Consider the following 16,858-nt stretch of genomic DNA (forward strand, 5'->3'; position numbering starts at 1 on the left):
CGCTCCCATAGGGTGCGGGGAATGCCTCGGCTTCAGAATTGTGCAGATTGTAATCCCAACTTACAATCTGCACATGATCACGAGAGACGCCGCCGTCATCCTCCAGCAGTTGGTCGCCAGTTTCCCAGTGGTCGCGGTCACGGGGCCACGTCAGTCGGGCAAGAGCACCCTGGTGCGTGCGGTGTTTGCCGATCGCCCGTATGTGTCGCTGGAGGATCCAGATCGTCGCGAGTTTGCGACCGATGATCCTCGCGGTTTTCTGGAGCAGTACCCCGGGGGCGCGACCCTCGATGAGGTGCAGCGCTGTCCGGAGCTGTTTTCCTATCTCCAGACACGGGTCGATGCGTCCGGGCGGCTGGGCGAGTGGATCCTGACCGGATCGCAGCAGTTCGGGATGCTCTCCGCGGTGTCCCAGAGCCTGGCGGGCCGTGTCGGCATGCTGGCGCTGTTGCCATTCGCTTTGGGTGAGCTGCAGGCAGCGGAGCGGGAACCGGCCAGCGTGAATGACTGGTTGTGGGAGGGTGCCTACCCACCGGTTCATGACCGGCCCGTGGATCCGCGTCTCTGGTACGGGAGCTACGTACAGACCTATCTTGAACGTGACGTGCGCCAGCTCATCGAGGTGCGCGATCTTGCCGTGTTCCAGCGCTTTCTGCGGCTGGTGGCGGGTCGCACGGGTCAGTTGTTGAACCAGTCGGCGCTGGGCGAAGAGGTTGGCGTCAGTCACAACACGATTCGTGAGTGGCTGTCGGTGCTGGAGGCCAGCTACGTCATCCATCGTTTGCCGCCGCACCATCGCAATTTCAACAAGCGGTTGGTCAAGACCCCGAAGCTGTACATGCTGGATACGGGCCTTGCCTGCTGGCTGCTGGGCATCGAGAATGCCAGCCAACTGGCCACGCACCCCCTGCGAGGCGCGCTGTTCGAGACGGCTGTGGTCGGCGAGTTTCTGAAGGCGCGCTGGAACCGGGGATTACCGTCCAACCTCGCTTTCTGGCGGGATCGGGCCGGGCGGGAGGTGGACTTGGTCATCGATCGGGCCGGCATATTGCAGCCGGTGGAGATCAAGTCGGGGGCGACCCTCAGCCGTGATGCGTTCCGAGGGCTGGAACGTTGGTGCGCGTTGGCAGGCGCGGAAGGGTCATCGCCCCTGTTGGTGTACGCCGGGGAAGAGGAACGCGACCAACGCGGCGTCGCGGTCATGCCCTGGACTTCCCTGGGAAGACCTTGACCCGATGCGCGGCAAGCCCCGCCGTTCAGGGCGGGGAAGGATCGCGCGGACGGCGTAGCCGCCCTTGGGTCTTCAGGGTGGTGTCCGCTGCTGTTCGATGTACTGGCGGATGATCGCTGTGGGCGCACCGTCACCGCTCCCGGCGAAATAGGACGGCGACCAGAGCGTGCCTTGCCAATACCGCGGTTCCAGGTCGGGCCGCTCCTTGCGCAGCAGGCGGCTGGCTACGCCCTTCAGACGGTTCACGACTTCGAGCGCGCGGGGCTTGCGCTGATTCAGGCGCCGACGGGATTCAAGACGGGGAGCGAGCGGGTGCGGACGCTGTCGTACTGGGTGCCGTCAGCCGGCAACCTGCGCAAGACGGAGCGGGCGATTCACGAGACTTTGGGCCTGCTGGCACGCGGCTCAACGACAGTTCGGTGCATCGCCTGATGGAGGGGCTGCGCCTGCTCGAGGCCCTGCCGGACGCGACGCTGGTGGTCAGTGGCGGCAGCCGCCGTGCCGACGAGGCGCCGGTGGCGCAGGGCTATGCCGCGGCGGCGCAGGTGGCGCGCATCCGCGAGCGGGATCCGCAGGGGGAGATTGTTCGGGTGGGGTAGGGTTTGGGGTGGTTGGGGCCGGCGTGTAGGAGCGTGCCTCGCACGCGAATGGGTATTGGGTGCGGCCCCGACGTTGAGCGCGCCTGCGGCGCGTTCGCGAGCAGGCTCGCTCCTACGGGGGTGTGGCCTACGTGGCAGTCCATGCGGCGGTTGGATCGCCGCGGGCCTTCGGCCCCCGCGATGACGGTGTGGCCGTCACTGCGAGCCCCCGCAGGGGGGCGTGATCCAGAACTGGCGAACGATCGAGGAGCAGCGGGCATGACCAGATTTTCTGGACCGTTGGGCCGTCGAAAGCCCGGAGAACGCCCGGCTGGTCGCCCAGGAACGTCTCATTACCCGGGTGACCAGAGGCACTCTGGCAGGAAATTGAAGAGGCCGGAGTCAACAAGGCGGACCTGGCTGTTTCCCTGTTTTTTCCCAAACCACTTGACGTTCCGTAGCCGGTAACCATAATGGTGAGTAACGAGCGATTCGCGAGCGCATGCCGGGATACACCGAGCTATGCGCTTTCGCGCGTGATCGAACTCGCCAAGACGGGTCGCGTTCGCTACGCGGGGAGCAGGGTGCAACGCGATGTGGAAAATCTGGCTTATCGACCGGAGGATGTGCATCGATGCCTCGCCTCGTTGAACGCGTGTCACTTCCATCGCTCCGAGCAGTACGAGCCTTCTGGACCCTGGTTTGATGTCTACCATGTGCGCTATGCCGGTCCTGCGGATGCCGTTGACGAACTCTACGTGAAGCTGAAGCTCGGACCGAATTGCCTGGTGGTCGTATTGGCCTCCTTTCACAGAGAACGCTAATGACTGAAACCTCTTCGATTTGCCCCGTATGCGAAAGCGGGGCGCTGCAGCCGCACCGCTACAGCGACACGTTCCAGCATCAGGGCAAGAGCCTGGTGGTGGACGATCTGGAGGGCTATCTGTGTGCGGAGTGCGGAGCGGATCCAGTGTTTGAGGATCAGATCCGTCGCAACCACGCGCGGATCTCCGATGCGCGTCGTGAAGCGGATGGGCTTCTCACCGGGGAACAGATCCGGCGCTTGCGCGAGCATTTAGGGCTTAGGCAACGTGATGCGTCCGCGCTCTTTGGTGGTGGCGCGAACGCGTTCTCCAAGTACGAGCGCGGGGAAGTTATCCAGAGCGTTGCGATGGATCGCCTGTTGCGACTGGTGGGACGCTATCCTGCTTTGCTGCAAGAGTTGGCCTCACCGCCAGCAGAATCCCTTGGATCCGTGGCGCCCAAGCCCGGTGAATACGTGGGTGGGGATCCCGTTCGTCTGCAGGGTCCGGCGCGGCACGGACAGGCACAGCGTGCCGACGGATTCGTCGTCGTGAGCCTTGCCAAGTGGACCAAGGACCGTGCAGCGTGAGCACGGCGGATTCCACTCTGCTTCAGCAGGCCGTCGCAGGCCTTCGCCTGCATGACATCGTGCTGTATGAATCCCACTTTGTTCATGGGGAGCCGTTTCCCGAAGCGGAAGAATTGGCTGCTGTTCAACAGCATAAGCGCGGCGTGAGTTATCGCGTCACGGCATTTGGAAGCGAGGAAGCTGCCGGGAAAAGGCTACAGGTCGTGGTCTCGCTCGGAGAACGGCTCGTGGACGATGACAGCAAGGACGAACCCACGATCTATTTTGGTGTGGAAGCCGAGTACATGGTGATCTACGAGCTTGTCACCGACGTGTCCGAGGAAGCCCTGCATGTTTTCAGCAATCTGAATGCAGTGCACAACGTGTGGCCATTCTGGCGTCAGCATGTCTTCGACCTGATCGGCAAAGCGCGACTGCCACCGCTTCAAATCCCGCTGTTCTCGGGGGGCGCAGACGGCTAGGGAAGTACTGAACAAAAGGCCCTGTCATTGCGATCGAAGCGCGGCACTATGCGCGTGGTGCGTTGAATTCAGCAGGTGGGGAACGAAGAAGGCAGTGCCGGCGCTGCCGCCAACAAAGCCTCCGCGTTGGATTCTGCGAGAGCTGGGCGCGTATGGCAAGGCGGGGCGTTGGAAGCCGTGCCCGGTCAGCCTCGCCTGGAATACGATCACGCGCTGGGTTGGGCATGGCCGGATCTGCCGAAGAACGCCCGGCAGATTGTACGTGTCGTCGCGTGCCGGTTCTTGATGCTTCCGTTCTTCCTCGGGGAGGGCATTCAGTGATCCGTGCTCGAGGCGCTGGCGAACGCCGGCGCCGTAATCACGCACTTGCAAGAGCGCGAATCGATAGGCCCCGAGTTACAACATTCGGTCGTCGCGCGTTTCCAGCGATTGATCTTCGTCTAACCTCATGCTCGACGTCCTCAAACCCCTCGTCGGCGCCCTCGCCGCACCCCTGGCGCTGGCGACCCTGCTCGTCCTTTTCGCCGCGCTCGTGTGGTCGCTCGGCCGACGCGGGCTCGGGCGCCTGCTGCTGGTGCTGGGCCTGCTGCTGGTCTTCCTGGCGTCCTGGGCCCCGGTCGCGAACCGCCTGCTGGCGCCGCTGGAGGCGACGTATCCTCCTATCCTGGATCCCCGCGATCACGGGGACGTGACCGCGGTGGTGGTGCTCGGCGCCGGATGGGATCCGGAGCAGGGGGCGCCGGCCTCGGTGCGGTTGAACACGAGTTGGTCGGTGCGCCTGATGGAAGGGCTGCGCCTGCTCGAGGCGTTGCCGGAGGCGCGCTTGCTGGTGAGCGGCGCGAGCCGGGACGCAGCGCGCCTACCGGTGGCGCGGGGCTACGCGCAGGCGGCCCAGGCGCTGGGGGTGGATCCCGCGCGCATCGCGGTGCTGGATACGCCGGTCGATACCGCGCAGGAGGCGTACGCGGTGCGGGCGGTGCTGGCGGACGGCGAGTGCTTCTTCCTGGTGACGTCGGCCTCGCACATGCCGCGCGCGGTGCGGCACTTTGAGCGGGCGGGGCTTGAACCGATTCCGGCGCCCACAGGGTTCAAGACGGGGAGCGAGCGGGTGCGGACGCTGGGGTACTGGCTGCCGTCGGCCGGGAACCTGCGCAAGACCGAGCGGGCCGTGCACGAGAAGCTGGGCCTGCTCGCGCTGGAACTCGATCACCGGGGACGGTAGGCGCGCGTCCCGCGTGTCGGCGTTGGCCGCCGCCCGGTCACGCGTCTGTCCCCCGCTTCGTCGACGGGCGGCGGGTCGGCTACCGCAATGGGCGTTTGTGCAAGCCCCGCGGAAGCCGTGCCTGCCGAACGGTCGCGCGCCCCTCGCCCTCACCGCACGGGGGTGCCTGTCCGCCGCCCTGAAATCCCGTGTCGCCATCCTCCTCCATTGGAACGGTTCGTGTGGCGTCTGCTGTTGTTGCTCGATGTATTGTCGGATGGTTTCGAGGGATGCAACGCGCTGGAGCTGCCACAAACCGGAACAGAGGTCTTTCCCATCGGGTTGCGGGTCCCGATTTCAGGATTCAGGTTTACGGAAAAGCAGTGTTCTAATGGTGTTTCTGTATACTTGGGGGCCATGGAGCAGTCTGTTGCGATCAAGACATTGGCCGAGTGGGCCCGGGCTGGGCGCGTCGTGTTTACCGTGGGGGATCTGGCCAAGCTGTTTCCTGCGGACCAGCGGCGGACCCTGCTGGCTGCGCTCGGGAGGTTGGTGGACGAGGGCGTGCTGGCGCGGGCGTGCCGCGGTGTGTATGTGTATGTACTGACGGGCGATCCGGGTTCCGATGTGATCGAACGCATTGCTGTGGCCCTGCGCCGCGGCCACTACAGTTACACCAGCCTGGAATCGGCGCTGTCGGAGTATGGGGCGATTTCACAGATTCCGGTCGATCGCCTGACGGCCATGACGACGGGCCGATCGGGCGTGTATCGAACGCCCTGGGGCACCATTGAATTCACCCATACCAAGCGGTCACCGGCCGATATTCTGGAAAATACGCGCCTAGTGGGCCGGCCGCTACGCATGGCCACACCGCAAGCGGCCTGGCGTGATCTCAAGCGGGTGGGCCGCAACACCCATCTGGTCGATGCGCGGGCCCTGGCCGATGACTGACCGGGTCGATTTCGCCGCGCTGACGGCTCGGGCGATGGCGCAGTCGGGTCGTGGCCACATGCGCCCGGTGATCGAAAAGGAACTGCTGCACTACGACATCCTGTTCGGGCTCGACCGCGACGGGCTGCTCGATGAGTTGACGTTTCAGGGCGGGACGGCGCTTCGTCTCTGCTACGGCTCACCCCGTTTCAGCGAGGATCTGGACTTTGCCGGCGGGCGAGACTTTTCGCGCGCGCGGGTCGACGGCATCAGGGCCGCACTGGAAGCCTACATCGGCCAGCGCTATGGCCTCGAGGTGATCGTGCGTGAGCCGGTCGAGCTCGTCGATGATCCGGGCCACCGCGGCATTCATGTCGGCACCTGGCAGATCGCGATCATCACCGCACCCATAGGGCCTGATATTCCGCGGCAGCGGATCAAGCTCGAAATCGCCAATGTCGAGGCCTATTCTCGACAGCCGCGCAGCCTCCGTCTCAACTATGACTTTCTGCCCGATGGCTACGGCGATACGCTGGTGTTGGCCGAATCGCTGGATGAGATCATGGCCGACAAGCTGGTGTCGCTGGTCAATAATCAGCGCTACGTGCGCCATCGGGATATCTGGGATTTGCGCTGGCTCAAGCAGCAGGGGGCGGCGGTCAATCCGGGGTGGGTCGCAAGCAAGATCGAGGACTACCGCATCACCGACTACCGCGACCGGCTGGACGACCTGCGCGCCAGACTGCCTGCCATCGTCCGTAGCGCTGCCTTTGCCCAGGAAATGAACCGCTTTCTGCCGGTTGACGTGCAGCAACGAACCCTTGCAAAACCCAAGTTCCTGGATTTTCTTGCCAGCGAGATTGATGGTCTGCTGACAACGGTTCGGAGCGCGCTACAGTCTGGGCGATGAAATGCGATGTCGACAAGGACGATCAGCAGAACCGGTCCGGCGGATGCCGCGCAATCGGCCTCGGGCTCCAGGCCGGTTTCGCGGGTGTAGCGGGCGCGCAATTGCCGGGCAGGTCACCTGTTCGCCACCCTGAAATCCTTGGTCGCGACCCTCCTGATGCCGCTCCCGGACCTCACGCTGGTGGTCAGTGGCGGCAGCCGCCGTACGGGCGTCAAGCCGGTGGCGCAGGGTTACGCGCAGGCGGCGCAGGCACTCGGGGTGCCGGCCGAGCGCATCGTGGTGCTGGACACGCCCACGGATACGGCACAGGAGGCGTACGCGGTGCGGGACGCGCTGGCCGACGGCGAGCGTTTCTTTCTGGTGACGTCCGCCTCGCGCATGCGGCACGCGGTGCGGCACTTCGAGCGGGCCGGCTTGCAGCCCATCCCGGCGCCGACGGGATTCAAGACGGGGAGCGCGCGGGTGCGGACGCTGGCGTACTGGTTGCCTTCGGCTGGGAATCTGCGCAAGACGGAGCGGGTGGTGCACGAGACGCTGGGGTTGTGGGCGTTGGATTGGGATCACCGCGGGCGGTAGGCGCACGCCACGGGTGTCGGCGTTGGCCGCATCCCGGGTGGCGGGCGGCGGGTCGGGTACCGCAATGGGCGTTTGCGCAAGCCCCGCGGAAGCCGTGTCTGCCGAACGGTCGCGAGCCCCGCGCCCGCACCGCATGGTGGTTCATGTAGCGCAACGGGGTCAGACCTTGCCTTATGCCTCGTCGATGCATAGTGGGCTTTCCAGGGATGGACGCAGGGGGCCCGAGGGGGGCTCGACCGTCACGTGCGGAGTATCCATGGACGCTGGATCACGTGACGGCGCGTGGTAACCGGCGAGGCCGGATCTACCTTGACGAAGCGGATCATCGGCGGTTCGTCGAGACCTGGCGCAAGCGGTGCAGCGGTTCAACCAAGTGCTCTCGGCGTACTGCCTGATGGGCCACCACTACCAGGTGCTGGTGGCGAAATCTGACCCCATGGGTGACCCCATGGGCTGTGTCAGTGCTTGCCTGGTTCAGCCACGAAGGGGTTGACGATCTCTACGCCGGCAAACCGGCGCCCTGCCTGCATGTTTTCGGAAAACAGGACGGCACAATCGGCCTGGATCGCCATCTGAACGATCATCCCATCCCAGAAAGAAAGCTGGTGTTCGATAGACAACCGCGCCGCCGATACCACGTCATTGGTCCGAGGCGTCATCACATCGGCGCGAGCAAACAACATCAGCTTTTCGGTCGCAATACCGGGGTCGACACCCAGCTTGCGGGTTGCGGCCCAGAAATACTCCTGCAGCACCTGGATCGAGATCACCGCACGCCCCTGGCTTCTATGCTCCTGCCACAGCGACAAGGCGCGGTCCTGCTTTTCCGGCGCATCCAGGTCGTCGGTGTAAACCAGCAGGTTGGTATCGAAAAAGCTACGAGCGCTCATGCACTTCGTCACGGTTGAAGCGCCAGTCTCCGCGCCGGCCCTGCGATAGCTTGCTCAATTCGCGCAGACGTTCGAATTCTTGGCTCGGCTCGCGCTGACCGGCAAGTTCCTCGAGGTAGTCGCGAATCAACTGGTTCAGACTCTTGCCCCGGCGGGCCGCCTCGGCCCTTGCCCTCTCGATCAACCTTTCTTCGGCCGACAGCGTGATGTTCTTCATGATCCATCATCCTGTGCACACAGGCACACAGAATAGCATAGGGATCGGTCCACAGGGGCCAGCGGCATCGATGCGTTGCGTATATGCCGCCGGCCCTTTTTTTCCTGATTCCTCAGCAGCGCGAAGTGATGCGTTTGAGCGGTTGACATTTTTTTCGTGTGTGCCATTCTGGCACCAGCTACACGGAGGCTTGGCAACGAGAGGGGTGTCGCAATGACAGCGGCAACGGGAAGAGAGCAGGAAAAGCGGTTGGTCGCCCGCGCGAGTGCCGAGATTCATCAAAAGATCCAGGAGGCGGCAGAGCTGCAGGGATCGACTGTTTCCCAGTTCCTGCTGGATGCAGCGCTGGAACGAGCCAGCGAGGTCACCGAGCGGGCTACGCGGATCAACACGAGCCGCGAGGCCTTCGAGAACATGATGGTGGCGCTGGATCAGCCTGCACGTCCCTTGCCCCGCCTGCGGCAGGCAGCGCGACGTTACAAGGAAGAGGTTCATGCCACGGATCCGGAAGGAGCAGCTGAGCAGAAATCACCACCGCGCGGGCTTTGACTGCGGGGTCGAGGAGCTCAATACGTTCATTCGGAATACGGCCCGGCGACAGGACGAGCGCCATCTCGTGCGGACCACGGTGTTGGTCGATGTCGATCACCCCGAGCGCATCCTTGCATACTACTCTACGGCCCCCTGCGAGATCGCACCGCCGCCAGGGGTGCGGGCCTGGAGGAACGATCCTCACCCGGTGCCCTTCCTGCGGATGGCGCGGCTCGCTTCGGATCTAAGCGTTCGGGGGCGTGGCTTCGGTGAACTCGCGCTGCTTGCCGCCATTGAGGATGCCGCGACCATCTCCCGGGGATTTACCGCGATTGGTGGGCTGGTAGTGGATGCGAAGGATCAGCACGCGGCCGTTTTTTACGAGCGGTTCGGCTTTGTCAGGATCGAAAAAGCTGGACTCCAGCTCTTCATGCCCATTCAGGACTGCGTTTCCCTCATGGATGAGCCGGGGGCGTGATGAACATCGTCCCGCCTGGGGGCTCGGGTGGGGAGCGTGCCGCGCATGCCCTACGCCTGCGGCGTGGTCGTGCATTTGACCAGCGCGCTGATCGTGCGCGACTGGCTGAGCCGGTACTTCGCAGTGGACGCGTCGCCGATGAAGCACCTGGTGATGCTGGCACCGGCCAGCTTCGGGTCGTCGCTCGCGCATATGGGGCGGTCGGTGCTGGGGCGGGCGATGAAGGGCTTCGTGCGCCGCCAGGAGGGGCAGGGGCGCTGATGCGCGAGCGGGCTGCGGCCGGGCAAACCGTGCTGGTAGTGACCGCCTCGGCGGAACTCGCGGTGCGTGAGGCGCTGCGGCTGGATCGCCACGGGGCTTCGCCCCTCGCGATGACGGTGGGGGTTGGGGGCCGTCACTGCGAGCCCCGCAGGGGCGTGGCAGTCCACGCGGCGGCTGGATCGCCACGGGCCTTCGGCCCTCGCGATGACGGTGGGGGGTGATGCCGTCACTGCGAGCCCCTGTCATTGCGAGGCCGAAGGCTGCGGCAAACTGGCGCGGCAGTCCACGCGCCGGCTGGATCGCCACGGGGCTTCGCACCTCGCGATGACGGTGGGTTTGTGTCTGCCTATTGTTGTAACTACGGAAAACCAGATACGATATGGACATCAGCTTCGATCCAGCCAAACGGGAACTGACGCTTGTGGAACGCGGCCTGGATTTTGAGGATGCCACTCAGGTGTTTGCTGGTGTGACGGTCGAAATGGAGGATCTTCGTCGGGATTATGGCGAACAGCGGATTCTCTGTTACGGCCTGTTGGCAGGGCGTTTGATCGTGATTGGGTACACGCCGCGTGGAAGCGTGCGCCATGTTTTCAGCATGAGGAAGGCCAATGACCGGGAAAAAAGGCGGCTCGGGCCGCTCCTTGGGCTCTGACCTGGAGCGGGTGGATGCGCACGTGATTCAGGACTCCGAGTATGAGGACTTGCCTGAGTTGACGGACGCGATGATCGGTCGTGCGACGGTGCGGAAAGCGGGTCGTCCAGTCGCTAACAACCCGCGCCTGCAAGTGACCATTCGCCTCCCCGCTGATGTCCTCGCGCGCTGGAAGGCCACCGGGCCAGGCTGGCAGACGCGCATGGCCAAACGCCTCGAAAAGGTCGAGTAGAAACGAGGTCGGCTTCCGCTGCGCCGGTGTTCGCCCACGGGCTTGCTCGCGAAGCTTCCTGTCAATGAGCCGCTTTCTACAGATTCGCCCCCCCCGGGGCGATCATCGTTTCTGAACATCCTCCGCGAGCCATGCCTTGATCAGGGACTGATAGGGCATGTCCCGCCGATTCGCCTTGATCTTGATCCTCTCGAGCAAGGCGATGGGCAGGCGCAGGGAAATGGTCTTGGTCGAGGGCTTGAGATTCGGGAGGCTGACGTTTTGTGCCGCATCCCAGTCAACGTATTCGCTGGAATCGTGGCTCTCCCAGAAGGCGCGCTCGTCTGCCTCCGTTCGAAACTCAGGTCTGGCTTTCGGATGTTTGGTCATGGATGGCTCTCTCTTTGCGATGCATGTCTCGGGCGGAAATCACGCGGATCAGGGTGTTCGCAGCGCGCAGGGTGAAGCTGACGTGGAGCCTCCGTCCGTCGTCGGTGATGCCCAGTGCGTGATAACGCGGATCCAGCGCGCTGTGTTTCGGGTCGGCGACCACGAGTAGCGGTTGGTTGAAGGAGACCTGCTCGGCCTCCGCCTGGCTTACGCTGTGCTTGTCGACGCTCTTGCGGGAATTCCCTTCATCCCAGTCGAATCCCCTGACATCGGCCCAATCGATCATCAGCTGTATATTGCCACCATATACACATGAAGCCAAAGACGGGAAACCGGGGCCGATTCATTTCCGGCCGGCTAATGACCGCCTCGGCGGAACCCGCGGTGCCCCTCGCGATGACGGTGGGGGCTTTGTGGCCGTCACTGCGAGCCCCGCACGGGCGTGGCAGTCCATGCGCCGTGTGGATCGCCGCGGGCCTTCGGCCCTCGCGATGACGGTGGGGGCTTTGTGGCCGTCACTGCGAGCCCGGTACCACCCCCGTCACTGCGAGCCCCGGAGGGGCGCGGCAGTCCATGCGGCGGCTGGATCGCCGCGGGCCTTTGCCACGGCCTTCGGCCTTGCAATGACAGGCCTCGCGATAACGTTTCTGTGCGCTGACGCATGCTCGACACCCTCAAACCCCTCGTCGGCGCCTTCGCGGCGCCGTTGGCGCTGGCGACGCTGCTCGTGCTGTTGGCCGCGCTGGCGCTGTGGCGGGGCCGGCGCGTGCTCGGGCGTCTGCTGCTGGTGCTGGGCCTGTTGCTGATCTTCCTGTCGTCCTGGGCCCCGGTCGCGAACCGCCTGTTGGCGCCGTTGGAGGGCGCCTATCCGCCGGTGTGGGATCCGCGCGATCACGGGGACGTGACTGCGGTGGTGGTGCTCGGTGCCGGGTGGGAGCCTGATTTCGATGCTCCTGCCTCGATCCGGCTAAGCACCAGTTCGTCGGTGCGCCTGATGGAGGGGCTGCGCCTGCTTGAGGCACTGCCGGAGGCGAAACTGGTCGTCAGTGGCGGTAGCCGCCGTGCCGACGAGGCGCCGGTGGCGCAGGGCTATGCTGCGGCCGCGCAGGCACTCGGGGTGCCGGCCGAACGCATCGTGGTGCTGGACACGCCCACGGACACCGCGCAGGAGGCGTACGCGGTGCGGGAGCTGCTGGGGACCGAGGCGCGGTTTCTGCTGGTGACGTCGGCCTCGCACATGCCACGCTCGGTGCGGCATTTCGAGCGGGTGGGGCTCGCGCCGATTGCGTCGCCGACGCATTACCTGACGGGGCGCGACGGGCCGCACCGGCTGGGGTACTGGGTGCCGTCGTCGGACGCACTGCGCAAGACGGAACGCGCGGTGTACGAGTACCTGGGACTGCGGGCGCTGGAGTGGGATCATCGGGGGCGCTGACCCGATGCGCGGCAAGGCCCGCCCTGAACCACGGGGCTTGCCGCGCACCGGGTTAATTGTCGTGTTCCGGTACCGAGACGACACTGGTACTCACCTTGACTCCAACCGGGTCTGAAACCGCGCGGGCTCCATCACGGGGACCGAAAGCGCTTCCCGCAGGGCAAGGATGTCTTGGTCGCCGCTGACCAGCACGTCGGCCTCCGCCTGTCGCGCCAAAGCAATGAACATCGCGTCCGCCGGGTCACGGAGACCGGGGGGCGAAGGTTCATCACCCGTAGTGAAGGTTTCGGCATACGGAAGGTAATCGGCGAGCAGCGCCTCGCGTTCGCCAGGGTCCAGCTTGAACTTGGGGTAGGCCAGCACGCGAATCAGTTCCGCGGCCGTGCCACGGCTGACCAGCGGAACGACCCGTCCGGACTGCCAGGCCCGTCGCAACCAAGCGAGACGTCCGCGCGAGAACAGCAGGGCCGATACGACGCAGTTGGTGTCGAGTACGACCCGCGGCGGTCCGGTCAGCGACCTCTTGCCCATTGGATGGCATCTCGCGCGTCGTCTTCCGTGATCCCGAGAGCTTCGAGTTTCTTGCGCACGGCGTCCGCGTCCTGCGGGCGCACCGGGGTCAGCACAATGCGTCCATCTTCAGCCGACACGTCGAAATAGGTGGCATCGCCCACGGCTTTCAGGATCGCCTTCGGCAGCGTCAACTGGTTCTTGGAGGTTTTCTTGGCAAGCATCGCGGCCCTGCGGCAGAACCATCAAAGTAAGGATTCCTTATTGTAGCTGAACGGCCTCGCGTCGGCCAACGCGATCCGGGGCGAATGGCAACGATGAGAGGGATCCGGAAAAGGAGCTGTCCGCGAGCGCGGACCTTCTCGCCATCCACGTACATCCCGCGCCACATTCCTGGGCACGGAGGCGCGCTTCGCGCTGGTCACGTTGGCCTCGCACGGGGGGCGCGCGGTGCAGCAATGCGAGCGGGCGCGGCTCGCGCCGATTGCGGCGCCGACGGGGTTCAAGACGGGGAGCGAGCGGGTGCGGACGCTGGCGTACTGGGTGCCCTCGGCTGGGAACCTGCGCACGACCGAGCGGGCCGTGCACGAGACCCTGGGCCTGCTGGCGCTGGAACTCGATCACCGGGGGCGGTAGGCGCGCGCCACGCGTGTCGGCGTTGGCCGCATCCCCGGTGGCGGGCGCCGGAAGCCGAATCGCCTATGCAGGACCGTCCAGAATGATGTCAAGCGCGTCGTGGGCCCAGTGCCGAGCATTCAGCTTCGTGCTGTGCTGCAAGCTGCCATCGCGGCAGCCACTTTCCATAATCGAGGGCGTTGCACAACGACCCTGAGCGGGCACCGGAGCGCTGCCCGCAGATGGCAGGTCATCGACGAATGACGGACACTGACTTAGGGTGCACCTGATCGATGGGCCGAAGCATCGGGCGCGACGGGTAACTGCATGTCAGATGATCGCTTCCAATCCCTTGCGCTCGACCAGGTTCAGTAACTTCAGAGAAGGCCCGCTCGGCTTCTTGTCGCCGACCTCCCACTTTTGCACTGTCGACACGCTGGTGTTCAGCACAGCGGCAAACACCGCTTGGCTTACATGCGCCTGTTCCCGTAAGGCTTTGATGTTCTCAGGCGTCATCTCTTGGACATCCAGGTGACAAAGGGCGTCGAACTCGCCCATGCGCCGCTTGCTGATCAGACCCACCCGGTGCAGCCCGCGTGCGGTTTCATGCATTTCGTCCAGAATTCGGCTCTTACGTCGGTTTGTTGCCATGGCATAACTCCATAATCTCACCAGCGCTCAGCGCAGTGGCCAATTGTTGATCATCGAGCCCGTGAAGCTCCTTCGCCACTTCCTGCAGCATTTTCAGCTCGTCCCGATCAATGCTGGCGCGCTCATTCTTGCGAAATCCGTAAAGAAAGAACCAATGACCCTCGATCTTCGTCGCCACAATGGTCCTTGCCCCACCACGCTTGCCTTGCCCAGGCAACGCGATCCGCTTCTTGATCACACCTCCGCCCAAGTCTGCATCAACCAGCCCTCGGGTCATCTCCGACACGGCATCGCAGAGTGCATCCTCCGGCAGGCCCGTCTTCTGCATCCAGCGGTTAAAAGCTCGCGTTTGGAAGACTCTTCGCACGTCCGTACTATACCACTTAGTGCAACTTGGCACCAAGCCACGACTGAACTCGCTACGTGGTCGCTGGGCAGTGCGTCTTGCGCTACGACAACGAGGCCGGGAAGGGAGACCACCGGCACCGGCGCTCGACGTACTGTTGGATGGCTTCGAGCATGATCCAGTGCGGCGAGCGACGGCGCTGACTGGCCAGTTGCTGGACGCGCGCTTTCAGTGTGTCGTCGATCTTGAGAGACGTGGCCGTGGAGGACCTCTTATCGCGTAGTAATACCTTTCGATACGCTAGCGCCTTAAGGCCTTCGAATCCATCGCGGCGCGGTTCCGGATCGCGTTCCATGTCCGCGCGCCGATGCGCGCAGGCGCGCACTCAAGGATGGGCGGCCCAGGGCGGCGAGCGGGACTCGCACCCCTCAGTCACTGCGAGCCCGTACCGCCGATCCGTCTGTGGTCGGATTCCACCGAGGCCCTTGAGGGACTTACGGTGCGGGATCAAGGGACAGGCCAGGTAGCCTGACACTGGGGCTTGGAACGACCCAGAAGGTTCAGATCCGTTGACACGAATCTGGTGTTGCACTAATTTCGTGTTCATGAAAAACATCACCATCACGTTGGACGAGGAAACAGCGCGCTGGGCCCGAATCGAGGCTGCGAAGCGTGATACCAGCGTTTCACGGCTCGTTGGCGAGATGCTTCGGGAGCGTCGGGAAAAGGAATCCGAGCGCCGCGCGGCCTTGGAACGGTACATGGCCAGGCCGCGAGTGGCATTGAAGGATGCCGACTCGGGTTATCCCTCCAGGGAGCAGTTGTATGACCGACCGGTACTTCGTTGACACCAACGTACTGGTCTATGCGCGGGATGCGAGCGAACCCCACAAGCATGCGCTGGCCGTCGAGTGGATACACACCCTCTGGAACCGGGGCGCAGGGCGGCTCAGCTTTCAAGTGCTTCAGGAGTATTACCAGGTCGTGACGCGCCGTCTCTCGCCCGGTCTCGATCCGGAGATGGCTCGGGCCGATATCCGCGATCTGCTCACATGGCAGCCGGTACCGATCGATTCAGTGGTACTCGAGGCCGCCTGGTCAATCGAAAAGCGATTCGGCCTCTCCTGGTGGGACGCGCTGATCGTCGGCGCGGCAGGCGTCGCGGAATGCCATTACCTCCTCTCGGAAGATCTTCAGCACGGCCAGGATCTGAACGGGATTATCGTGCTGAATCCCTTCGAAACGGACCGGCCCTCGTAGTCGGCTCCTCCCAACGCCCCAAGTACATCCGATACCCAATCGCCCATAGGCCGCCAGGAGGGTGGCCTCGAGTGGTGGGAGCGGCTTCCGGCCGCGATGCCGCGTCGCGCGATGCCCAGCTCCCACCGCGATGGCCAGACGCCGCTCCACCGGCAGTTTGTGCCGGCGCCTTGAAAAAGGGCTCCGACGGTGAAGCGGGTTGGGCATGGCTACGGGAACCGGGTCCTCGGGGTCGCGCCGTCGGGTCACATTCATCGTTTCTGAACATCCTCCGCGAGCCATGCCTTGATCAGGGACTGATAGGGCATGTCCTGTATGCGCCGATCACAGCGCCGTCCCCCCGGCCGCGTCTCCTTGCAGGTCCGCGGCAAATAACCGCGGGTTTTCGTCGGCGCATACACGGGGTGATGGCCGGTACTGGGGAGTCCCGGAAGTCGCGCACGTTTCGGGTGACGACGGCATCACAGCCGGCTGACTCGGCAGCGGCCGCTACAACCGCGTCTTCGAAATCGGGCCAGCCGAGTGTGTGAGCCCGCATCAGCTCGGCCTTGCCAACGGTTGCGACGTTGAACCAGTCCAGCAGCCATCCAATGACCTTGGAGGCCGTCGCCTGATCCAGATGGCGGCTCACGATGAAGTGGATGGTCGTCATCGCATGGGCGGGTAAGGCTGCAGCGATCTGCCGCCGGACGATTCGATCCAGAACGGTCGCTGAGGCCTGGTAATGGGGTTGCCGCTTCTGGATGACATCCAGAACGATGTTGGTATCCAGCAGAATCATCGATGCTTGGATTCCAGGTGCCGTCGATATTCCGCCTTGGCATCAACATCCGCTGGCGCCAGGGCCGTCAGGAACTCGACCTCTGGCGAAAGTGCCTGCGGTTCCCGCGAACGCATCCGACGCAGGTAGCGATCGATCACCTCGGTGACCGTGAGGCCATGGGCCCTGGCATACGCCTTGGCGAACTCCACGTCTTGCTTGGGCAGGCGCACGGTCAGTTTGGCGGTTTCGCCTTCCATGTGGGGCTTCCTCGGGTACGGCTGGTTCCAAAAAATTGTACGGCAGGCGATGCGGTCGTGCACCCGGACTGCCCACCAAGGCAGTGCTGGAACGTGCCTTGTGCG

Annotated in this window: 27 protein-coding genes and 2 pseudogenes; 17 read left to right on the forward strand and 12 right to left on the reverse strand. The window is 64.2% G+C overall.

What is annotated here, in order from left to right:
* Nucleotides 1–73: 73 nt before the first annotated feature.
* Complete coding sequence (locus tag THITH_RS05635; protein WP_006749170.1) at nt 74–1,231, forward strand: ATP-binding protein; 1,158 nt, start codon at nt 74–76, stop codon at nt 1,229–1,231.
* 72 nt (nt 1,232–1,303) lie between these two features.
* Here THITH_RS05635 and THITH_RS17730 read toward each other — a convergent pair.
* Nucleotides 1,304–1,480: pseudogene (locus tag THITH_RS17730) on the reverse strand (transposase); the annotation flags it as partial.
* Nucleotides 1,481–1,650: 170 nt separating this feature from the next.
* On the opposite strand from THITH_RS17730, the gene THITH_RS18470 reads away from it, so the two are divergent.
* The 8 genes from THITH_RS18470 (at nt 1,651) to THITH_RS05675 (ending at nt 7,283) form a co-directional block, all read left to right on the forward strand.
* Nucleotides 1,651–1,830 (forward strand): YdcF family protein, encoded by a 180-nt coding sequence (locus THITH_RS18470; protein ID WP_156925497.1) that lies wholly within the window; start codon nt 1,651–1,653, stop codon nt 1,828–1,830.
* Between the two features lie 452 nt (nt 1,831–2,282).
* Nucleotides 2,283–2,633 carry a type II toxin-antitoxin system MqsR family toxin gene (locus tag THITH_RS05645; RefSeq protein WP_006749173.1) on the forward strand — a complete coding sequence of 117 codons (351 nt, stop codon included), beginning with the start codon at nt 2,283–2,285 and terminating at the stop codon, nt 2,631–2,633.
* Nucleotides 2,633–3,202: a type II toxin-antitoxin system MqsA family antitoxin gene (locus THITH_RS05650; RefSeq protein ID WP_006749174.1), complete on the forward strand. Its 570-nt coding sequence runs from the start codon at nt 2,633–2,635 to the stop codon at nt 3,200–3,202. The genes THITH_RS05645 and THITH_RS05650 overlap by 1 nt, the downstream gene beginning before the upstream one ends.
* A complete protein-coding gene (locus THITH_RS19105) occupies nt 3,199–3,663 on the forward strand; it encodes a protein-export chaperone SecB (protein WP_006749175.1) in 465 nt (154 codons plus the stop codon). Before THITH_RS05650 ends, THITH_RS19105 begins: the two co-directional genes overlap by 4 nt.
* Before the next feature lie 448 nt (nt 3,664–4,111).
* Complete coding sequence (locus THITH_RS05660) at nt 4,112–4,885, forward strand: ElyC/SanA/YdcF family protein (RefSeq protein WP_006749176.1); 774 nt, start codon at nt 4,112–4,114, stop codon at nt 4,883–4,885.
* Between the two features lie 219 nt (nt 4,886–5,104).
* On the forward strand, nt 5,105–5,818 hold the full coding sequence (abiEi, locus tag THITH_RS05665) for a type IV toxin-antitoxin system AbiEi family antitoxin (RefSeq protein WP_006749177.1): 714 nt from the start codon (nt 5,105–5,107) through the stop codon (nt 5,816–5,818).
* A 34-nt stretch (nt 5,819–5,852) separates the two neighbouring features.
* Complete coding sequence (locus tag THITH_RS05670; protein ID WP_232222258.1) at nt 5,853–6,707, forward strand: nucleotidyl transferase AbiEii/AbiGii toxin family protein; 855 nt, start codon at nt 5,853–5,855, stop codon at nt 6,705–6,707.
* 156 nt (nt 6,708–6,863) lie between these two features.
* Nucleotides 6,864–7,283: a YdcF family protein gene (locus THITH_RS05675; protein ID WP_006749179.1), complete on the forward strand. Its 420-nt coding sequence runs from the start codon at nt 6,864–6,866 to the stop codon at nt 7,281–7,283.
* Nucleotides 7,284–7,741: 458 nt separating this feature from the next.
* Here the strand turns inward: THITH_RS05675 and THITH_RS05680 are convergent, their stop codons facing one another.
* Together THITH_RS05680 and THITH_RS05685 are read right to left on the reverse strand one after the other, a co-directional pair.
* Nucleotides 7,742–8,173 carry a PIN domain-containing protein gene (locus tag THITH_RS05680; RefSeq protein WP_006749180.1) on the reverse strand — a complete coding sequence of 144 codons (432 nt, stop codon included), beginning with the start codon at nt 8,171–8,173 and terminating at the stop codon, nt 7,742–7,744.
* Nucleotides 8,160–8,390, reverse strand: a complete 231-nt coding sequence (locus THITH_RS05685; RefSeq protein WP_006749181.1) for a DUF6364 family protein — start codon at nt 8,388–8,390, stop codon at nt 8,160–8,162. Before THITH_RS05685 ends, THITH_RS05680 begins: the two co-directional genes overlap by 14 nt.
* Before the next feature lie 249 nt (nt 8,391–8,639).
* Between THITH_RS05685 and THITH_RS05690 the strand changes: the two genes are divergently transcribed.
* The 5 genes from THITH_RS05690 to THITH_RS05715 all read left to right on the forward strand — a co-directional run bounded on the left by THITH_RS05690 (nt 8,640) and on the right by THITH_RS05715 (nt 10,547).
* Nucleotides 8,640–8,939, forward strand: coding sequence for a type II toxin-antitoxin system TacA family antitoxin (locus tag THITH_RS05690; protein ID WP_051418752.1), 300 nt, complete (start codon nt 8,640–8,642; stop codon nt 8,937–8,939).
* Complete coding sequence (locus THITH_RS05695) at nt 8,884–9,399, forward strand: GNAT family N-acetyltransferase (protein ID WP_006749183.1); 516 nt, start codon at nt 8,884–8,886, stop codon at nt 9,397–9,399. Before THITH_RS05690 ends, THITH_RS05695 begins: the two co-directional genes overlap by 56 nt.
* Nucleotides 9,400–9,444: 45 nt before the next feature.
* A complete protein-coding gene (locus THITH_RS05700; protein WP_006749184.1) occupies nt 9,445–9,660 on the forward strand; it encodes a hypothetical protein in 216 nt (71 codons plus the stop codon).
* Nucleotides 9,661–10,039: 379 nt separating this feature from the next.
* Complete coding sequence (locus THITH_RS05710; protein ID WP_006749186.1) at nt 10,040–10,315, forward strand: BrnT family toxin; 276 nt, start codon at nt 10,040–10,042, stop codon at nt 10,313–10,315.
* On the forward strand, nt 10,272–10,547 hold the full coding sequence (locus THITH_RS05715; RefSeq protein WP_006749187.1) for a BrnA antitoxin family protein: 276 nt from the start codon (nt 10,272–10,274) through the stop codon (nt 10,545–10,547). The genes THITH_RS05710 and THITH_RS05715 overlap by 44 nt, the downstream gene beginning before the upstream one ends.
* Before the next feature lie 102 nt (nt 10,548–10,649).
* On the opposite strand, the gene THITH_RS05720 is transcribed toward THITH_RS05715, so the two are convergent.
* Both THITH_RS05720 and THITH_RS05725 read right to left on the reverse strand, forming a co-directional pair.
* Nucleotides 10,650–10,916, reverse strand: coding sequence for a BrnA antitoxin family protein (locus THITH_RS05720; protein WP_006749188.1), 267 nt, complete (start codon nt 10,914–10,916; stop codon nt 10,650–10,652).
* A complete protein-coding gene (locus tag THITH_RS05725) occupies nt 10,888–11,202 on the reverse strand; it encodes a BrnT family toxin (RefSeq protein ID WP_006749189.1) in 315 nt (104 codons plus the stop codon). The genes THITH_RS05720 and THITH_RS05725 overlap by 29 nt, the downstream gene beginning before the upstream one ends.
* A gap of 375 nt (nt 11,203–11,577) precedes the next feature.
* Here THITH_RS05725 and THITH_RS05730 point away from each other — a divergent pair, with 375 nt between their 5' ends.
* The gene (locus THITH_RS05730) at nt 11,578–12,351 is read left to right on the forward strand and encodes an ElyC/SanA/YdcF family protein (protein WP_006749190.1); all 774 of its coding nucleotides are present in this window, start codon (nt 11,578–11,580) and stop codon (nt 12,349–12,351) included.
* A gap of 90 nt (nt 12,352–12,441) precedes the next feature.
* On the opposite strand, the gene THITH_RS05735 is transcribed toward THITH_RS05730, so the two are convergent.
* Together THITH_RS05735 and THITH_RS05740 are read right to left on the reverse strand one after the other, a co-directional pair.
* The gene (locus THITH_RS05735; protein ID WP_006749191.1) at nt 12,442–12,882 is read right to left on the reverse strand and encodes a putative toxin-antitoxin system toxin component, PIN family; all 441 of its coding nucleotides are present in this window, start codon (nt 12,880–12,882) and stop codon (nt 12,442–12,444) included.
* Nucleotides 12,864–13,085: an AbrB/MazE/SpoVT family DNA-binding domain-containing protein gene (locus THITH_RS05740; RefSeq protein WP_006749192.1), complete on the reverse strand. Its 222-nt coding sequence runs from the start codon at nt 13,083–13,085 to the stop codon at nt 12,864–12,866. The genes THITH_RS05735 and THITH_RS05740 overlap by 19 nt, the downstream gene beginning before the upstream one ends.
* A gap of 202 nt (nt 13,086–13,287) precedes the next feature.
* Between THITH_RS05740 and THITH_RS05745 the strand changes: the two genes are divergently transcribed.
* A complete protein-coding gene (locus THITH_RS05745) occupies nt 13,288–13,497 on the forward strand; it encodes a YdcF family protein (protein ID WP_025367320.1) in 210 nt (69 codons plus the stop codon).
* 309 nt (nt 13,498–13,806) lie between these two features.
* Here the strand turns inward: THITH_RS05745 and THITH_RS05750 are convergent, their stop codons facing one another.
* The 3 genes and pseudogenes from THITH_RS05750 to THITH_RS19110 all read right to left on the reverse strand — a co-directional run.
* Entirely contained in the window at nt 13,807–14,127 is a 321-nt protein-coding gene (locus THITH_RS05750) for a helix-turn-helix domain-containing protein (RefSeq protein ID WP_006749194.1), read from the reverse strand.
* A complete protein-coding gene (locus THITH_RS05755; protein WP_332254752.1) occupies nt 14,108–14,527 on the reverse strand; it encodes a type II toxin-antitoxin system RelE/ParE family toxin in 420 nt (139 codons plus the stop codon). Before THITH_RS05755 ends, THITH_RS05750 begins: the two co-directional genes overlap by 20 nt.
* Nucleotides 14,528–14,615: 88 nt before the next feature.
* Nucleotides 14,616–14,717 (reverse strand): annotated as a pseudogene (locus THITH_RS19110) (CopG family ribbon-helix-helix protein); the annotation flags it as partial.
* Between the two features lie 581 nt (nt 14,718–15,298).
* Here THITH_RS19110 and THITH_RS05760 point away from each other — a divergent pair.
* Nucleotides 15,299–15,733 carry a PIN domain-containing protein gene (locus THITH_RS05760; protein ID WP_006749197.1) on the forward strand — a complete coding sequence of 145 codons (435 nt, stop codon included), beginning with the start codon at nt 15,299–15,301 and terminating at the stop codon, nt 15,731–15,733.
* Nucleotides 15,734–16,022: 289 nt separating this feature from the next.
* On the opposite strand, the gene THITH_RS05765 is transcribed toward THITH_RS05760, so the two are convergent.
* Both THITH_RS05765 and THITH_RS05770 read right to left on the reverse strand, forming a co-directional pair.
* Complete coding sequence (locus THITH_RS05765; RefSeq protein ID WP_006749198.1) at nt 16,023–16,514, reverse strand: type II toxin-antitoxin system VapC family toxin; 492 nt, start codon at nt 16,512–16,514, stop codon at nt 16,023–16,025.
* Complete coding sequence (locus THITH_RS05770; protein ID WP_006749199.1) at nt 16,511–16,753, reverse strand: DUF6364 family protein; 243 nt, start codon at nt 16,751–16,753, stop codon at nt 16,511–16,513. The genes THITH_RS05765 and THITH_RS05770 overlap by 4 nt, the downstream gene beginning before the upstream one ends.
* Nucleotides 16,754–16,858: the final 105 nt, after the last annotated feature.

The sequence above is a fragment of the Thioalkalivibrio paradoxus ARh 1 genome, assembly GCF_000227685.2.
Taxonomy (GTDB): Bacteria; Pseudomonadota; Gammaproteobacteria; order Ectothiorhodospirales; family Ectothiorhodospiraceae; genus Thioalkalivibrio; species Thioalkalivibrio paradoxus.